General features: G+C 68.5%; 14 protein-coding genes. 8 read left to right on the forward strand and 6 right to left on the reverse strand.

The window, feature by feature from the left end; genetic code table 11:
- Positions 1-13 precede the first annotated feature (13 nt).
- Complete coding sequence (locus TU34_RS18330) at positions 14-2,176, reverse strand: acyl-CoA dehydrogenase family protein (protein WP_045824369.1); 2,163 nt, start codon at positions 2,174-2,176, stop codon at positions 14-16.
- Positions 2,177-2,381: 205 nt separating this feature from the next.
- Here TU34_RS18330 and kstR point away from each other — a divergent pair, with 205 nt between their 5' ends.
- From kstR to TU34_RS18345, 3 genes are read left to right on the forward strand one after another with little or no spacing between them, the layout of a single operon-like run.
- Positions 2,382-3,083: a cholesterol catabolism transcriptional regulator KstR gene (gene kstR / locus TU34_RS18335; RefSeq protein ID WP_082080422.1), complete on the forward strand. Its 702-nt coding sequence runs from the start codon at positions 2,382-2,384 to the stop codon at positions 3,081-3,083.
- A complete protein-coding gene (locus TU34_RS18340) occupies positions 3,080-4,243 on the forward strand; it encodes an iron-containing alcohol dehydrogenase (protein ID WP_045824341.1) in 1,164 nt (387 codons plus the stop codon). The genes kstR and TU34_RS18340 overlap by 4 nt, the downstream gene beginning before the upstream one ends.
- Positions 4,244-4,292: 49 nt before the next feature.
- Positions 4,293-4,706 carry a DUF6264 family protein gene (locus TU34_RS18345; protein ID WP_045824342.1) on the forward strand — a complete coding sequence of 138 codons (414 nt, stop codon included), beginning with the start codon at positions 4,293-4,295 and terminating at the stop codon, positions 4,704-4,706.
- 28 nt (positions 4,707-4,734) lie between these two features.
- Here the strand turns inward: TU34_RS18345 and TU34_RS18350 are convergent, their stop codons facing one another.
- Entirely contained in the window at positions 4,735-5,316 is a 582-nt protein-coding gene (locus TU34_RS18350) for a TetR/AcrR family transcriptional regulator (RefSeq protein WP_045824343.1), read from the reverse strand.
- A gap of 116 nt (positions 5,317-5,432) precedes the next feature.
- On the opposite strand from TU34_RS18350, the gene TU34_RS18355 reads away from it, so the two are divergent.
- The 3 genes from TU34_RS18355 to TU34_RS18360 all read left to right on the forward strand — a co-directional run bounded on the left by TU34_RS18355 (position 5,433) and on the right by TU34_RS18360 (position 9,035).
- Entirely contained in the window at positions 5,433-7,211 is a 1,779-nt protein-coding gene (locus TU34_RS18355) for an acyl-CoA dehydrogenase (protein ID WP_045824344.1), read from the forward strand.
- A gap of 283 nt (positions 7,212-7,494) precedes the next feature.
- Positions 7,495-7,791, forward strand: coding sequence for a hypothetical protein (locus tag TU34_RS22460; RefSeq protein WP_052689041.1), 297 nt, complete (start codon positions 7,495-7,497; stop codon positions 7,789-7,791).
- Positions 7,779-9,035, forward strand: a complete 1,257-nt coding sequence (locus TU34_RS18360) for an HNH endonuclease signature motif containing protein (RefSeq protein WP_052689042.1) — start codon at positions 7,779-7,781, stop codon at positions 9,033-9,035. The genes TU34_RS22460 and TU34_RS18360 overlap by 13 nt, the downstream gene beginning before the upstream one ends.
- 19 nt (positions 9,036-9,054) lie before the next feature.
- Here TU34_RS18360 and TU34_RS18365 read toward each other — a convergent pair whose 3' ends face one another.
- From TU34_RS18365 to TU34_RS18380, 4 genes are all read right to left on the reverse strand, one after another.
- Positions 9,055-9,948, reverse strand: a complete 894-nt coding sequence (locus TU34_RS18365; protein WP_045824345.1) for a DUF8017 domain-containing protein — start codon at positions 9,946-9,948, stop codon at positions 9,055-9,057.
- A gap of 64 nt (positions 9,949-10,012) precedes the next feature.
- Positions 10,013-11,005 carry a hypothetical protein gene (locus TU34_RS18370; RefSeq protein ID WP_045824346.1) on the reverse strand — a complete coding sequence of 331 codons (993 nt, stop codon included), beginning with the start codon at positions 11,003-11,005 and terminating at the stop codon, positions 10,013-10,015.
- 247 nt (positions 11,006-11,252) lie between these two features.
- Positions 11,253-13,781 (reverse strand): ATP-dependent Clp protease ATP-binding subunit, encoded by a 2,529-nt coding sequence (locus TU34_RS18375; RefSeq protein WP_045824347.1) that lies wholly within the window; start codon positions 13,779-13,781, stop codon positions 11,253-11,255.
- A 216-nt stretch (positions 13,782-13,997) separates the two neighbouring features.
- Positions 13,998-14,390: a winged helix-turn-helix transcriptional regulator gene (locus TU34_RS18380; RefSeq protein WP_150116599.1), complete on the reverse strand. Its 393-nt coding sequence runs from the start codon at positions 14,388-14,390 to the stop codon at positions 13,998-14,000.
- 127 nt (positions 14,391-14,517) lie between these two features.
- Here TU34_RS18380 and TU34_RS18385 point away from each other — a divergent pair, with 127 nt between their 5' ends.
- A complete protein-coding gene (locus tag TU34_RS18385) occupies positions 14,518-15,372 on the forward strand; it encodes an NmrA family NAD(P)-binding protein (RefSeq protein WP_045824348.1) in 855 nt (284 codons plus the stop codon).
- A 69-nt stretch (positions 15,373-15,441) separates the two neighbouring features.
- Positions 15,442-16,056 carry a class I SAM-dependent methyltransferase gene (locus TU34_RS18390; RefSeq protein WP_045824349.1) on the forward strand — a complete coding sequence of 205 codons (615 nt, stop codon included), beginning with the start codon at positions 15,442-15,444 and terminating at the stop codon, positions 16,054-16,056.
- The last annotated feature ends 231 nt before the right edge of the window (positions 16,057-16,287 follow it).

The following is a 16,287-nucleotide window of genomic DNA, read 5'->3' on the forward strand; positions in this document are numbered from 1 at the left end:
GGGTGTCACGCCGTCAGCGTGGCAGCCCCAGGATCCGTTCGGCCGCGGCCGAGGCGAGGACCTGCGACGTTCCGCCGGCGATGGTCAGACACCGGTTGCGCAGGTACAGGTCGGCGGCGTCGGAGGTGGCGAGTCCGGCCTGGCCGAGTGCGGTGACCGCGAACTCGGGCACCGCCTGACGGTGGCGCGCGCCGATCAGCTTGCGGACGCTGGAGATCGCACCGGGATCCATCCCGGCGATGCTCGCCAGCACCGACCGCGCGTCGAGCACCCGACCGATCTGCGCGTCGACGCACAGTGCGCCGAGGGTGTCGCGACCCACCGGCGACAGCGACGGCGAATCACCGAGCTGCTCGAGGAGCGATTCCATCTCCTTGCCCAGACCGGAGCCGCCCATCGCCACACGTTCGTTGGCCAGCGTGGTGCGCGCGAGCCGCCAGCCGCCGTTCACCTCGCCGACGAGGCAGTCGTCGCCCACGAACACGTCGTCGAGGAAGACCTCGTTGAACAGGGCGTTGCCGGTGATCTCCCGCAGCGGTCGGACATCGATGCCGGGGCTGCGCATGTCGACGAGGAAATAGCTGATGCCCTTGTGCTTCGGGACGTCGGCGTCGGTCCGGGCGAGGCAGATCGCCCAGTCGGCGGTGTGGGCCTCCGAGGTCCAGATCTTCTGCCCCTGCAGGCGCCACCCACCCTCGGTGCGGGTGGCGCGGGTACGCAGCGACGCGAGGTCGGATCCCGCCTCGGGTTCGGAGAACAGCTGGCACCACACGATGTCGCCGGCGAGGGTCGGTGCGACGAACCGCTCACGCTGCGCGTCGGTGCCGTGTTCGAGGATCGTCGGGATCGCCCAACCCGCGATGACGATGTCGGGCCGGATCACCCCGGCGCGGTCGAGTTCGTCGTCGAGGAGGATCTGTTCGGCCGCCCCGGCACCGAGACCGTACGGGGCCGGCCAGTGCGGCATGAGGTAGCCGGTCTCGGCCAGCGCGCGACGGGTGTCGGCGGAGGACGCGATGCGCTCACAGGTCGCACGGACCTCGGCTCGCCGATCCTCGACCGCGGAGAGATCGATGTCGACCCGCCGGCGGGTCCCGGACAGCGCGGCGGCGGCACAATGCGCCCGCCACGCCTCGCTGCCGCCCAGCATCGTCCGGATCGACAGCGCCGCGCGGAGATGCAGATGTGCGGGATGGTCGAAGGTGAAGCCGATACCGCCGAGCACCTGGATGCAGTCCTGCGTGGTCGCCACCGGCATGTCGGCGGCGGCGGCCGCGGCGACCGCGGTCGACAGGGCCAGTTGGTCGGGGGCGGCGCCATCGGCGACGGCGTGCGCGACATCCCAGGCGGCGGCGGTCATCTGCTCACTGCGGCAGAGCATCTCGGCGCACAGGTGTTTGACGGCCTGGAACGACCCGATCGGAGCACCGAACTGGCTGCGGACCTTCGCGTGGTCGACGGCGGTGTCGAGCGCCCACCGCGTGATGCCCGAGGCCTGAGCGGCGAGGCCGGCGACAAGCCGGGCCGCGACCACCTCGGCGGGGGCGTCGATCACCGCGACCGCGGCGACCCCGCGCAGCGACATCGTCGCCACCCCGGCGCGGCCGTCGAGCGCGGTGGCCGTCTTCAGGTCGACTCCGGGTGCGGCCAGGTCGACGACGAGCCATCGGCGCTCCCCACCGTCGGCGGCTAGCAGCACCAGCCCGCCGGTGCTCGCGCCGACCACCGTGACGGTGTCGGCGTCGACGAGCACGCCCTGCGCGCTGTCGCGGATCACGGCCCCGACGTCCGCACCGGGCGCGACACCGGCGGGTGCGAGGGCGACGCTGCGGTCGCCGGTGAGCAGAGTGGCCCCCAGGTCGGATCCGGCGAGCAACTCGGCGGCCACCGCGGTCGCCACGAGCGGACCGGGGACGAGATCGCGCCCACACTGCTCGAGCATCACCGCGAGATCGACGGAGGTCGCCCCGAGGCCGTCGAGGTGTTCGGGCACCGTGACCGCGAACAGGCCGAGGTCGGCGATCTGCGACCAGACCCCGGTCCATGTGTCGGTGCCGCCGCGGGGATCGGTGTGGTCGATCTCGGCGCGGACCAGCGCGACGGTGTCGACGTGCTCGGCCCATCGGTGGACGGCGTCGGTGAACGACGCGTGCTCGCTGGTGTCGGCAATCGCCATGGGTCCGCCCTCACTCATCTCACCGATCACGAAACTAGAACGTGTTCTAATCATGCCAGGCGTCGGTTCGAGCAGAAAGCCCGGGAGGACGTCGTGTGGTGGGAACGGTGCGGCAAGTCGTCGACTTCGACGAGCGCGGCATATCGTTGATCCATTCGAGAACCGGTTCGCCCGCCGCGAAGCGGGCGAAGTGAGGATGTGACCCATGGCCACGCCGGCGACACCGGGCGGAATCGCGCCCACGACCGACAGCCCAGCTGAGCAGAGCGAGAGCGCGGCCGACGCCCGTCGGCCCGCCCCCACGCCGCAGAGCGGCGCCGACACCGACCTCGGCTCCACCGCGCAGCGCGAACGACGCCGCCGGATCCTCGACTCCACCCTCGCGCTGGCCTCGAAGGGCGGCTACGACGCCGTGCAGATGCGCGCGGTGGCCGATCGCGCCGACGTCGCGGTCGGGACGCTCTACCGGTACTTCCCCTCGAAGGTCCACCTGCTGGTGACCGCCCTCGCGCGCGAGCTCGAACGTGTGGAGGGCCGCGCCGACCGCAGCAAACTGCAGGGCGACACCGCGCTCGAGCGTCTGCGCCACGTCCTGGACCTGATCACGCTGGCGATGCAGCGCGATCCGTTGCTCACCGAGGCCATGACTCGCGCGTTCATGTTCGCCGACGCCTCGGCCGCCGCCGAGGTCGACGCGGTCGGCGCGGTCATCGATCGCCTGCTCGCCAACGCGATGGTGACCGGCACGCCAACCGACGAGGACCTCAAGATCGCCCGCGTCATCTCCGACGTGTGGATGTCGAACCTCGTGCAGTGGCTGACGCGGCGGGCCACGGCGGCCGACGTCACCAACCGCCTCGAACTCACCATCGAGCTGCTGCTGGCCGGGCGCGAGTCGCGCTCGTGACCGTCGCGGCGATCGCGCTGCCGCGGTTGGCGTACATCGGGGCCGGTGCCCTCGACCGCCTCGGGTCGGTGGTCGAGACCCTCGGGGTGCAGCGCCCGGTGGTCGTCACCGACTCGTTCATGGTCACCGCCGGCGTGGCGCAGCGGGTGCTCGACCTGCTCACCGACGCCGGGACCACCCCGACCCTGTTCGACGGCACCGTGCCCGACCCGACGACCGCGTCGCTGGCCCCGGGACTGGAGGCGGTGCGCGCGGCCGACGCCGACGCGGTCATCGGACTCGGCGGCGGCTCCCCCATGGACACCGCGAAGGCGCTGTCGGTGCTGTTCGCCCACGGTGGCACCATGGGCGACTACCGCGCACCCGGCCCCTACACCGGTCCGGCACTGCCGATCATCGCGATCCCGACCACGGCCGGATCGGGTTCGGAGGCAACGCAGTTCACGGTCATCACCGACAGCGACACCGACGAGAAGATGCTGTGCCCGGGGCTGTCGTTCCTGCCGATCGCCACCATCGTCGACGTCGACCTGACGATGTCGATGCCCGCGCGGCTGTCCGCCGACACCGGCGTCGACGCGCTCACCCACGCCATCGAGGCCTACGTCAGCCGCAAGGCCAACCCCTTCAGCGACGGCCTCGCCCTGGCCGCGATGCGCACCGTCGCCGGAGCCCTGCGCCGGGTGTACGCCGACGGCTCCGACCGTGAGGCACGGGCGGCGATGATGGTCGCCTCGACCCAGGCGGGGATGGCGTTCTCGAACGCCTCGGTGGCGCTGGTACACGGTATGAGCCGCCCGATCGGCGGGCACTTCCACGTCGCCCACGGGTTGTCGAACGCGATGTTGCTGCCCGCGGTCACACGGTTCTCGGTCGATGCGGCGCTCGACCGCTACGCCGATTGCGCCCGCGCCATGCGCGTGGTCGGGGACGGTGCCGACGACCGTACCGCCGCCCACGCGCTCGTCGACGAGCTCACCCGACTGTGTGCCGACGTCGAGGTCCCCACGCCTGCGACCTACGGCATCGACGCCGACGACTGGTCGTCGCGGCTGTCGGTGATGGCCGAGCAGGCTCTCGCCTCGGGGTCGCCGGCGAACAACCCGCGGGTGCCCGACGCCGACGAGATCGTCGGCCTCTACCGCGAGATCTATCAGTAGGTAGTTTCACCCTTATCGGACCCGCCGCAGGTCACCTACTGTTCCCGGCATGAGAGACGACGTCGGCTTCTTCCCGCCCCCGCCACCACCGCCCGGACCGGGGTCGTCGGCGGCGTATCCGTACCTCGCCCCGCAGCGACCGTCGCGGACCGCCGACGTGATCGTGACCTCGATCCTGCTGGTCCTGTACTGGGCCGGCTTCGCGTTCGTGGCGTTCTTCAGTCTGTTCGGGATCATGATCACCGACTCGTGCGGCTACAACGACTGCAACTACGGGAACATGAACCTCGCCTACATCCTGTTGGACGGGGTCGGCGGGCTCGTGTTGCTCGCCGCGTCGGTCGTCGCGATCGTGCTGATGGCCCGACGCCGCATCGCCTTCTGGGTGCCCCTGGCCGGCATCGCGGTCCAGTGCCTGTTGGTGGCGGCCTGGTTCGGGCTCATGGGCTCGGTCGTCCCGTGAGCCGTCGTGTCGTGTTCCCGAACGCGGGTCAGCGCACCATGCGCAGTGCGATGCGCGCGTACGCCGCACCGAGGTCGACCGGGTCCCGATAGGCCCCCGACGGGAACCACCGGCACACGTCGACACACAGCGACGAGATCGCCAGCACGATCCCGTCGACGTCGTCGATGTCGAAATCGCCTGCCGCGCGGCCCGCGTGCGCGATCGCCGCGATCACACCCATCGTCTCGCGCCGGATGACCACGATCTCGCGGTAGTGGGCCGGCGTCAGGGCTCCGAGTTCGTACTGCACCACCCGGGCGAGGCTCGAGAACTCGGCCTGCCACCGCGCGAACGCCGCGACGACGGCCTCGAGGCGCTTCGTCGGCGAGGCCGCGGGGTCGTCGGCGTCGCGCATCGCCCCCAGCACGCTTCGGTGACCCTCGAGCGCGATGTCGAAGAGCAGCTCCTCCTTGGAGTCGAAGTGCGGGTACATCGCGGTCGCACTCATGTTGAGTCGCCGTGTGATCTCGCGGGTGGACGTGCCGGCGTATCCCGACTCGGCGAAGGCGTCGATCGCCGCGCGCCGAATGCGATCGGCGGCCCCGGCGCGACCGGCGGTGATGCTCATGGACTCTCGACTCGTCAGGGGGTGTGGCGGGCGCCGACCATTGACGATCGGCGCACCCGGAGAGCATCATAAGCGGGCGCTCATTTATTAGCGAGTGCTCATATCGAGGAGAACTCATGGCCGACCCGTTGTCCCGTCGCGACATCGACTTCCTGCTCCACGAGTGGCTCGACGTCACCGCGCTCACCGAGCGTGAGCGTTTCTCCGAGCACTCGCGCGAGACCTTCGACGACGTGCTGTCGCTGAGCGCCGACATGGCGATCGAGCTGTTCGCGACGCACAACAAGAAGGGCGACCAGAACGAGCCGTACGTCGGCGAGGACGGCAAGGTCGTCCTCATCGACGAGGTGCGCACCGCGCTGGCCGAGTTCACCAAGTCGGGTCTCATCGCCGGGTCGTTCGACGAGTCCGTCGGCGGTCTGCAGCTCCCGTCGGTGGTGAGCAAGGCGTCGCTGGCGTGGTTCCAGGCCGCGAACCCGTCGTCGTCGACGTACCCGTTCCTCACCGTCGGCAACGCGAACCTGCTGGCCGAGTACGGCACGCCCGAGCAGATCGACACCTGGGTGCGCCCGATGGTGGAGGGTCGCTTCTACGGCACGATGTGCCTCTCGGAGCCGCAGGCCGGATCGACGCTGGCCGACATCACCACCAAGGCGGTTCCCGCCGACGACGGCAGCTGGCGACTGACCGGCACCAAGATGTGGATCTCGGCCGGCGAGCACGAGCTGAGCGAGAACATCGTCCACCTGGTGTTGGCGAAGACCCCGGGCGCGCCTGCGGGCGTGAAGGGCATCTCGCTGTTCATCGCCCCGAAGTACCTGCCCGACGGCACCCGCAACGACATCGCCCTGGTGGGTCTCAACCACAAGATGGGCAACCGCGGCACCACCAACTGCCTGCTGAACTTCGGCGACGGCACCCACTCCCCCGCCGACGAGAAGGGCGCGGTCGCCTATCTCGTGGGCGAGGAGCACCACGGACTCATGTACATGTTCCACATGATGAACGAGGCCCGCATCGGTGTCGGATTCCTCGCCACCGCAATCGGTTACGCGGGATACCTCGCCTCGCTCGAGTACGCGAAGGTGCGCACCCAGGGGCGCCCGCTCGACAACAAGGACCCCAGCTCACCCGCCATCCCCATCATCGACCACGCCGACGTCCGCCGGATGCTGTTGGCGCAGAAGTCGTACGTGGAGGGTGCTCTCGCCCTGGGGCTCTACGCCTCCAAGCTCGTCGACGAGGAGCAGACCACCGAGGGCGAGGCGGCCGAGAACGCCCACACGCTGCTCGAGGTGCTCACGCCCATCGTGAAGAGCTGGCCGTCGCAGTGGTGCCTCGAGGCCAACAGCCTGGCCATCCAGGTGCACGGCGGCTACGGCTACACCAAGGAATTCGACGTCGAGCAGTTCTACCGCGACAACCGGCTCAACCCGATCCACGAGGGCGCCCACGGCATCCACGGTCTCGACCTCCTCGGCCGCAAGGTAGTGATGAACGGCGGCAAGGGTTTACAGCTGCTCGTCGGGACCATCACCGAGACCGTCGAGCGCGGGGCCGCCGCGGGCGGGCCGGCCGCCGACTACGCGACGCAGCTCAAGGCCGCGGCCGACTGTCTTGCCGAGGTGACGGTCGCGCTGTGGTCGGCCGGCGACGTGTCGGTGTCGCTCGCGAACTCGACGGTCTACCTCGAGGCCGCCGGCCACGTGGTGATCAGCTGGATCTGGCTCGAGCAGCTCCTCGCCGTCGGCGAGAAGACCGGCGATTTCTACGACGGCAAACGAGCGGCGGCGCAGTACTTCTTCCGCTACGAGCTCCCCAAGACCGGACCCCAGTTCGATCTCCTGGCCTCCCTCGATCGCACCACCCTCGACCTGGAGCCCGCCTGGCTCTGAGTTCTCGCTGGTACTGCTGACTGCGCGGAAACGGTCGTCGAGTGCGTGGGCCACGGTTGCTGACTGTGCGGAAACGGTCGTCGAGTGTGCTGACAGCGTCACGCGCGCCGACGACGAAACAGCGCACACTCGGCGTCCGGCTTCCGCACCGTCAGCGGCGGTTAAACACAACCACCCACACGAAATACACTCACGTTCAACACTATTCACCATAATCAATCTCCCACACCTCGAACACGCGTGCTAGAATAGACGTACAGTCACACCTGGGGAGGGGCAGTCCGTGAGCGATCTCGTGGCGAAATACGCTGCCCTGCAATCCCTCGTCGACGAGATCGCCGCAGAGACCTCAGACGCCCTTGACGACGAGACAGTCGCACAATTGGCGATCGCCAACGAAACCGTTGTCCGCCAATTCGAATCCATCGGCAACCAGCGGATCCTCGAGGTCTCCGACCGCGACGCCCACAAGACTGTCGGGTGCGTGACCGTCGCCGAGTTCCTGCGAACCAAGCTGCGGATCACTCACCCCAAGAAGCGGCTGCAGGCCGTGCAGGCATTGGAACGATGCTTGCGCTGACCGGCCAGAAACTCCCGCCCGCCTGCCCGAACACGGCGCGAGAGTTGGCCGCCGGAACCATCGGCCCCGACCACGTCCACGCTGCGTTGGACGTGATGAAGAAGATTCCGTCGGCCGTTGATGTGGATGATCGGGCGCGTGCCGAGAAGGCGCTTGCCGGCTTCGCGACGACGTTGACACCGAGGGAGATCGGCGCGGTCGGTGTGCGGATCCTGGCCCACCTCGACCCGGACGGGACCCTCACCGACGACCGCGACCGTGCACGAAATCGGAAGCTGAACCTCGGGTGTCAGGGCAGCCAGCTGATGTCGAAGCTGACCGCCACTCTCGATCCGATTACGCGAGCACTGTTCGACGTGGTCTTGGCGAAGTGGGCGGCTCCCGGGATGAACAATCCCGACGATGATCAGTCACCCAAGGGCGATGGCAGCGACATCAGCGCCGACCTTCTCCGCGAGGCGGCCGATCGGGACTGCCGTTCACAGAGTCAGCGGAACCATGATGCACTGAAAGCGTTGCTCGACGCCGCGGTGAACGGTGGACTCCTCGGTGGGTCGCATCGAGGATTGCCGCCGCAGATCATCGTGTCCATCACCGACGCACAACTGCGCGAGCACGCCGGTGTTGCACGCACCACCACCGGCAGTGACCTACCGATCAGCGACGTCGTAAAGCTCGCCGCCGACGCACAGACCCATCTCGCGGTGTTCGACGACGTCACCGGCGAACCCCTGTTCTTCGGACGCGGCCGGCGGCTCGCGTCGCAAGCGCAACGGTTGATGGCGTTCGCCCAGTACAGCGGCTGCAGCAAAGACGACTGCGCCGTCCCGTTCGCGCATACCGAAATGCATCACGCCGAAACCGACTGGGCCGACGGCGGACACACCGACTCGCCACACATGGCACCGGCCTGCGGACGCCGCAATCGGGCTGTCGGTCCTGAACCCCACCAGTGGTCGACCGAGAAGATCACCGACGGCCCCGACAAGGGCCGTTACGGCTGGCGTCGCAACACCGACCCGCCCGAGAAGCTCCGTGCCAACCACCTCCACCGCATCGACAAACTGCTACAGCAGCATTCGGCGATCGAAGACCCGTGGGTCGACCCGTCGGACACCCTAGAACCGCCGCCGCCGTTCATCGACGTCGAGCACCAGCTCGCTCGCCTCGCGGCCGAGCGGCTCTCACGCGCGCCGCGCGTCGACATCACCTGGCCAGACGCTCCGCTGTATCCCGCCGCGTAGGTCGTCAGCGCCGTTCGGCTCAGCCGATGCGGCGCAGCGTCGCGACCATCTGGTCGCCGATCGAGGGCGCGACCGCGCCGGCCATGCCCTGCGGCAGGGCGATGACGAACATGACCGAACCCGGTTGTCCGGGAACGGTGGTGGCCACCATGCTGTGCAGCGCGGTGGGGCCCTGGCAGGGAGACGTCTCGACGCCGGTGACCGATGCGACCACCTGGACCGCCTCGGCACCGCCGACGGTGAATCGCCGTGGCGCACTCAGTTGCACGCGGGGAACCCGGCCGGAGTCCGAGGTGTAGATGTCGGCCACCAGAGCCGATTCGTCACGCACCGCCTGCATGATGTCGCTCGTGTCGGACGCACCGGGGAGGCCGGCGTCGGCGAGCGTGCTCTTCGGGCACGCGGTGGACTCGAGCGTCGCGGCACCGCTCATCGTGCGGATCGGGCAGAAGCCGAACGGGCCGTCGGTGCACTTCTTCTCCCAACCGATGACGGTGCCGCAGGGCTTCACGGTCCAGCTGGGCGGTACGTCGTAGGCCAGACCGCGTTTCCCGGTGACCGACTTCCACCCCGTCGGGGTGGCCGGGCCGGCAGACGGGGTCGGGCACTGCTCGCTGTCGCCGGACTCGGGTGACGACGGGTCCACCGAGGACGACTCGGCTGCAGACGGCCGGGTGTCGCTCGGGCCGGCCGGCGACGACGTCGTGGTGGCCGCGGCCGTGGACGTGTCCCCGCCGGGACCGAACTGCTGATAGGCCACCACACCCACGGCGGCGATGACAGCGAGCAGAACCGTCAGCACGACGGTGAGGATGATCAGCGAACGACCGCTGCCACCGCCGGGAGGTGGCGGTGGCAGCGGTGGGCCGCCATACGGCGTGCCCCGATCCCATTCGTGGTTCGGGTGACTCACGTGACCGACTCCCTGCTCTCGCTTGACGTGCGTACGGTATCAAGCGCGAGCAGGGGCGATCCGGTCAGTTGGTGCCGGCGATCTCCTTGGCGATCGAGGCGAGTTGGGTCTGCGCCGCGGAGACGACACCCTGTCGATCCTTGTGTGCCTCTTCGTAGTCGACGACGAGGCGGATGTCGGACGGCTTGTCGAGTTCCTTGATCGCCGATACGGCCGAGCCGACGGTGAGGTCGTCGTAGCCATCGATCGGGAGGTCGTCGGCGGTGATGGTGCCGGTGGCGACGCGCGCGGAGTGGATGGTCTCGGCGATACCGGTCGCGCCGGTCTCACGTGCGGCCTCCTCGGCGGCCTCGAGTGCGGCGTCGCGTCCCGCGGTGAGCGTGACCGCGACGGTCTCGGTGGTCTCCTTGGCCGCCGAGCGCAGGCCGTCGGTGGTCTCCTTCGCTGCCGATCGCAATCCGCCGATCCGCTGCGGGACGCGGCTCACGGAGTCGATGACGCGGTCCGCACCACGTGCGATGACGGTTCCGGGCAGGGTGACCGCGGTGGCCAGAACGCCACTCGCCCACTGGGTGGGGGTGCGGCGCAGTGCCGCGGGTCCGCCGATGGCCTCTTCGGCGAGGACGGTGGTCAGCCAGTCGACGGTCGCCGAGTGTGCGTCGATGAGAGTGTCGGCGAGGTCGATCACCGACGGCAGGTCATGCGCCGTGCCCAGCGCCTTGACGTACTTGGCGCGGCCGAGCAGCTGCTGCTCGAGCGCGAGGTCACCGAGCAGTGCCTCGTCGAGCGGCTGCGCCTGCTCGAGGACGGTCTTGCCCAGCGCGACACCGCGCCCGACGAGCGGGCGGGTGATCTCGGGGATGCCACCGAGTTCACGGAGGACCTTCGCGATCGCGATCGCGCGCACCTTGCCGTTCTCGGCGTTCTCGCGGAGCTCGGTGGCCACCGCTTCGGTGCGGGCCTGTGCGACGCGAGTCTGGGCGATCCGGATCTCGGTGTGGGTCAGTGTCAGCAATGTGCTCAGTTGGGTACGAACCGGCGTGGTCGAGACTGCCATGGAGATGCCTCCTTCAAGTCGGTGTGAATACCTGTCTCATCCAGGACAACGTCTCGGGCGCCGATACACCACCACCTCGCGCCCGATAGTGGGCAAGGTCATCGCTCACGGCTATCAGCGGCACCTTCGGCACCACGGGCACCACGGGCACCACGGGCACCACGGGCACCGACAGGGCGGCCGAACGCGACGAAGGGGCGCAACCGAAACGGTTGCGCCCCTTGTCGGGTTGTCGGTCAGCCGCGGATCAGTCGGCGGCCTTTGTCAGCTCCACCGGCGACTCGGGCAGTTCGACGGGCTTCTTCTCACCCTTGAAGGTGAACTTCACGCCGTCTCCGTCGCCTTCGCCGTCCCACTCGTCGATGTCGACCAGGACGATCTGTCCGGGGGTGATCTCGTTGAAGAGGATCTTCTCCGACAGCTGGTCCTCGATCTCGCGCTGGATGGTGCGACGCAGCGGCCGCGCACCGAGCACCGGGTCGAATCCGCGCTTCGACAGCAGGCTCTTCGCCTTGTCGGTGACCTCGAGCGCCATGTCCTTGTTCTTCAGCGCACCCTCGACGCGGTTGAGCATGAGGTCGACCATCGTGATGATCTCCTCCTGGGTGAGCTGGTGGAACACGACGATGTCGTCGATGCGGTTGAGGAACTCCGGGCGGAAATGCTTCTTCAGCTCGTCGTTGACCTTCTGCTTCATCCGCTCGTAGTTCGAGCCGGTCCCGTCGCCGGACGAGAAGCCCAGGCCCACGGCCTTGGAGATGTCGGCGGTACCGAGGTTCGAGGTGAATATCAGCACGGTGTTCTTGAAGTCGACCGTGCGGCCCTGACCGTCGGTGAGGCGACCGTCCTCCAACACCTGCAGCAGCGTGTTGTAGATCTCCGAGTGCGCCTTCTCGATCTCGTCGAACAGCACCACCGAGAACGGCTTGCGCCGGACCTTCTCGGTCAGCTGGCCACCCTCCTCGTATCCGACGTAGCCGGGAGGGGCACCGAACAGACGCGATGCGGTGAAGCGGTCGTGGAACTCGCCCATGTCGATCTGGATGAGCGCGTCGTCCTCGCCGAACAGGAAGTTGGCCAGCGCCTTCGAGAGCTCGGTCTTACCGACACCGGACGGACCGGCGAAGATGAACGAGCCCGACGGACGCTTGGGGTCCTTCAGACCGGCGCGGGTACGACGGATCGCCTTCGACACGGCCTTGACCGCCTCGACCTGGCCGATGATCCGCTTGTGCAGCTCGTCCTCCATGCGGAGCAGACGAGTGGTCTCCTCCTCGGTGAGCTTGAAGACGGGGATACCGGTCCAGTTGCCCAGCACCTCGGCGATCTGCTCGTCGTCGACCTCGGCCACGACGTCCATGTCGCCGCTGCGCCACTGCTTCTCACGCTCGGCACGCTCGGTGACGAGCTGCTTCTCCTTGTCGCGCAGGTTCGCGGCCTTCTCGAAGTCCTGGGCGTCGATCGCCGATTCCTTCTCTTTGCGCGCGCCGGCGATCTTGTCGTCGAACTCGCGGAGGTCCGGCGGCGCGGTCATCCGACGGATGCGCATGCGCGCGCCCGCCTCGTCGATGAGGTCGATCGCCTTGTCCGGCAGGAAGCGGTCGTTGATGTACCGGTCGGCCAGGGTGGCCGCGGCCACCAGCGCACCGTCGGTGATGGAGACGCGGTGGTGGCTCTCGTACCGGTCGCGCAGCCCCTTGAGGATCTCGATGGTGTGCTCCACCGAGGGCTCGCCGACCTGGACCGGCTGGAAACGACGCTCGAGCGCGGCGTCCTTCTCGATGTACTTGCGGTACTCGTCGAGCGTGGTGGCACCGATGGTCTGCAGCTCGCCACGAGCCAGCTTCGGCTTGAGGATCGAGGCGGCGTCGATCGCGCCCTCGGCGGCACCTGCGCCGACGAGCGTGTGCAGCTCGTCGATGAACAGGATGATGTCGCCGCGGGTGTTGATCTCCTTGAGCACCTTCTTGAGGCGCTCCTCGAAGTCACCGCGGTAGCGGCTGCCGGCGACCAGCGACCCGAGGTCGAGGGTGTAGAGCTGCTTGTCCTTCAGGGTCTCGGGGACGTTGCCCGACACGATGGCCTGCGCGAGACCCTCGACGACGGCGGTCTTACCGACGCCGGGCTCACCGATGAGGACCGGGTTGTTCTTGGTGCGTCGCGAGAGCACCTGCATGACCCGCTCGATCTCCTTCTCGCGCCCGATGACCGGGTCGAGCTTGGCGTCGGCGGCGGCCGCGGTGAGGTTGCGACCGAACTGGTCGAGGACCAGCGAGGTCGACGGGGTGCCCGACTCGGAGCTGCGTCCGCCGGTCCCGGCCTCCTGCGGCTCCTTGCCCTGGTAGCCCGAGAGCAGCTGGATGACCTGCTGACGGACCCGGTTGAGGTCGGCGCCCAGCTTCACGAGGACCTGGGCGGCGACGCCCTCGCCCTCGCGGATCAGGCCGAGCAGGATGTGCTCGGTGCCGATGTAGTTGTGGCCGAGCTGCAGCGCCTCACGCAGCGACAGTTCGAGCACCTTCTTGGCGCGCGGCGTGAACGGGATGTGTCCCGAGGGCGCCTGCTGGCCCTGGCCGATGATCTCCTCGACCTGGCTGCGGACACCTTCGAGCGAGATGCCGAGCGACTCGAGGGACTTGGCGGCGACGCCCTCGCCCTCGTGGATCAGACCGAGCAAGATGTGCTCGGTGCCGATGTAGTTGTGATTGAGCATCCGCGCCTCTTCTTGGGCGAGGACGACAACCCTGCGAGCGCGGTCGGTGAACCGTTCGAACATTGTTCTCCCTTACGTACCTCGGCCGACCAGGTGTGATGCGGATACAACTCACCCGCCGGAAGCCTTGTCACCACTGTAGTGGGCGCCTGTCGGTGCCACCGGGGATGTGTCACCGAGGGTGTGGACAGCCCCTCAGCGAAAGTGATGTCTGCTGTGTCAACGCCGCAGGTGAGGCTGGTGTTTCGACAGGCGATACGCCGACAGCGAACGAGCCTCTCACCGAGCCGGATCGGTGTCGTAGCGATCGCGGGCGGCCATCACCTGCGGGACCGCGCCCTCGACCTGCTCGACCAGCGATCGCACCGACACCGACACCGCGCGGCCCAGGTCGGTGAGCGAGTACTCGACGCGCGGCGGGATGCTCTGCAGCACCGTCCGCGTGACGAACCCGTCGCGCTCCAGGGTCTGCAGCGTCTGCGACAACATGCGTTCGCTCACCCCGTCGACCCGGCGCCTCAGGGCGTTGAACCGGTAGTCGCCCTCGCTCAACGCCAGCAGCGCGAGCAGACCCCAGCGGCCGGTGAGGTTCTGGAGGACGTCGCGGGAACCGCAGTTGCGCGCGAAGACATCGGCCTCGAGAGAGGCGTCGGGGACGTCGGGCGCTGACATGGACGAGAGCATACCCCCGATCGTGGTGTGCATGCGTCGATGCTTTCACTGCGGATTAGTAAGTGCTATCACTGACGTCAGCGCCGGGACGTCCGGCGATGCCACCACCAGTCGGAGAAGAGAAACCATGACCACCTATGCGGTGACCGGAGCAACCGGTCAGCTCGGATCGTTGTCCATCGAGGCCCTCCTCGAGCGGGGAGTCGCAGCCGGCGACATCGTCGCGGTGGTGCGCGACGCGGCGAAGGCCTCGCCCCTGGCCGACCGTGGCGTCACCGTCCGCGTCGCCGACTACTCCGACCGCGCGGCGCTCACCGCGGCGTTCGCCGGCGTCGACCGCCTGCTGTTCGTCTCCGGGTCCGAGGTCGGGTCGCGCATCGCGCAGCACACCACGGTCGTCGAGGCCGCCGTGGCCGCGAAGGTCGGACTGGTGGCGTACACGAGCGTGCTCAAGGCCGACACGAGCGGACTGCAGCTGGCGCATGAGCACATCGCCACGGAGAAGGTCCTCGCCGTCAGCGGGCTCGACCACATCCTCCTACGCAACGGCTGGTACTCGGAGAACTACACCGCGTCGCTGCAGCCAACGCTCGAGGGCGGCGTGCTCTACGGAGCGGCCGGCGACGGCAAGGTCGCGCCGGCGACCCGGGCCGACTATGCGGGCGCGAGTGCCGCCGCGTTGATCGCCGGCGAACCCAAGGTCTACGAACTCGGCGGCTCCGAGCACCTCACCTACGCCGACATCGCCGCCGTGCTGGCCGAGGTGTCCGGGAGACCCGTTCGCTACCAGGATCTCCCGGAAGCCGACTACGCCGCGGCCCTCGCCTCGGCCGGGGTACCCGAACCGATGCCCGCGGTCCTCGCCGACTCCGACGTCGGCATCGCCCGGGGCGACCTCGACACGTCCTCGACCGATCTCGCCGATCTCCTCGGTCGTCCCAGCACACCGTTCACAGACGTCATCCGGGCCGCGGTGGCGTGACGCTGTCGGCGCCCGCCGGACGAGTACGCTCCGAATAGGACAGGCGAACGACCAACGGGCCGGAGCGAGATGACGTCGAGCACGATCCCAGAGCGCGACCGGTGGAACTACAACATCCACTACCACCGCCTCACCGATCGGCCGTCGGACGGGGCACGGACCGCGCTCGACGTCGGGTGCGGGGAGGGGATGCTGGCCCGACGCCTTCACCGCACTGTTCCTCGGGTCACCGGCATCGACCCCGACCCGGCGAGCATCGAGGCGGCTCGTGAAGAGTCGGATGACATCGAGTTCATCTGCGGCGACGTGTTCGAGCATCCCTTCGAACCCGCATCAGTCGATGTGGTGACGTCGTTCGCCGCGCTGCACCACATGGACGCCCGTCGCGGACTGGGCCGTCTCGCCGAGTTGGTGCGGCCCGGCGGCACGCTCGTCGTGGTGAGCTGCGCGCGCAGCGAGTTCCCCCGCGACCTCTTGATGGAGGGTGTCTCGTTCCTGGCCGCGCACATCCAGATTCGGCGCCACACCCTGTGGGATCACGGGAGCCCCGTGGTGTGGCCGCCGCCGGCCAGCTATCGCGAGATGCGACAGATGTCGGCGGACCTGTTGCCCGGCTCGCGCTTTCGGCGCCATCTGCTCTTCCGGTACTCGATCGTGTGGCGCAAGCCGAGCAGCGTGGTCTAACCTCAGTCTTTCACCAGCGTTTCGCTGATTACTGATTCTGTTGTGTGGCTGCTGGTTTGGTGATGTGGGCATGCGGAGGTTGCCGGCTGGCTGTGTCGGTGGGCGGTGAAGTACCCCAGGTTTAGTTCCTACGTCGTTACGAGGGCCGGGACGGCTGACTCGCTGGGGTGTGAGGCTGCCCGTAGGGCGGCCTCGTACTCGGCTGGGGGTTGATAGCCGAGGGACTCGTGG

It is taken from the genome of Williamsia herbipolensis (genome assembly GCF_000964005.1).
Taxonomy (GTDB): domain Bacteria; phylum Actinomycetota; class Actinomycetes; order Mycobacteriales; family Mycobacteriaceae; genus Williamsia_A; species Williamsia_A herbipolensis.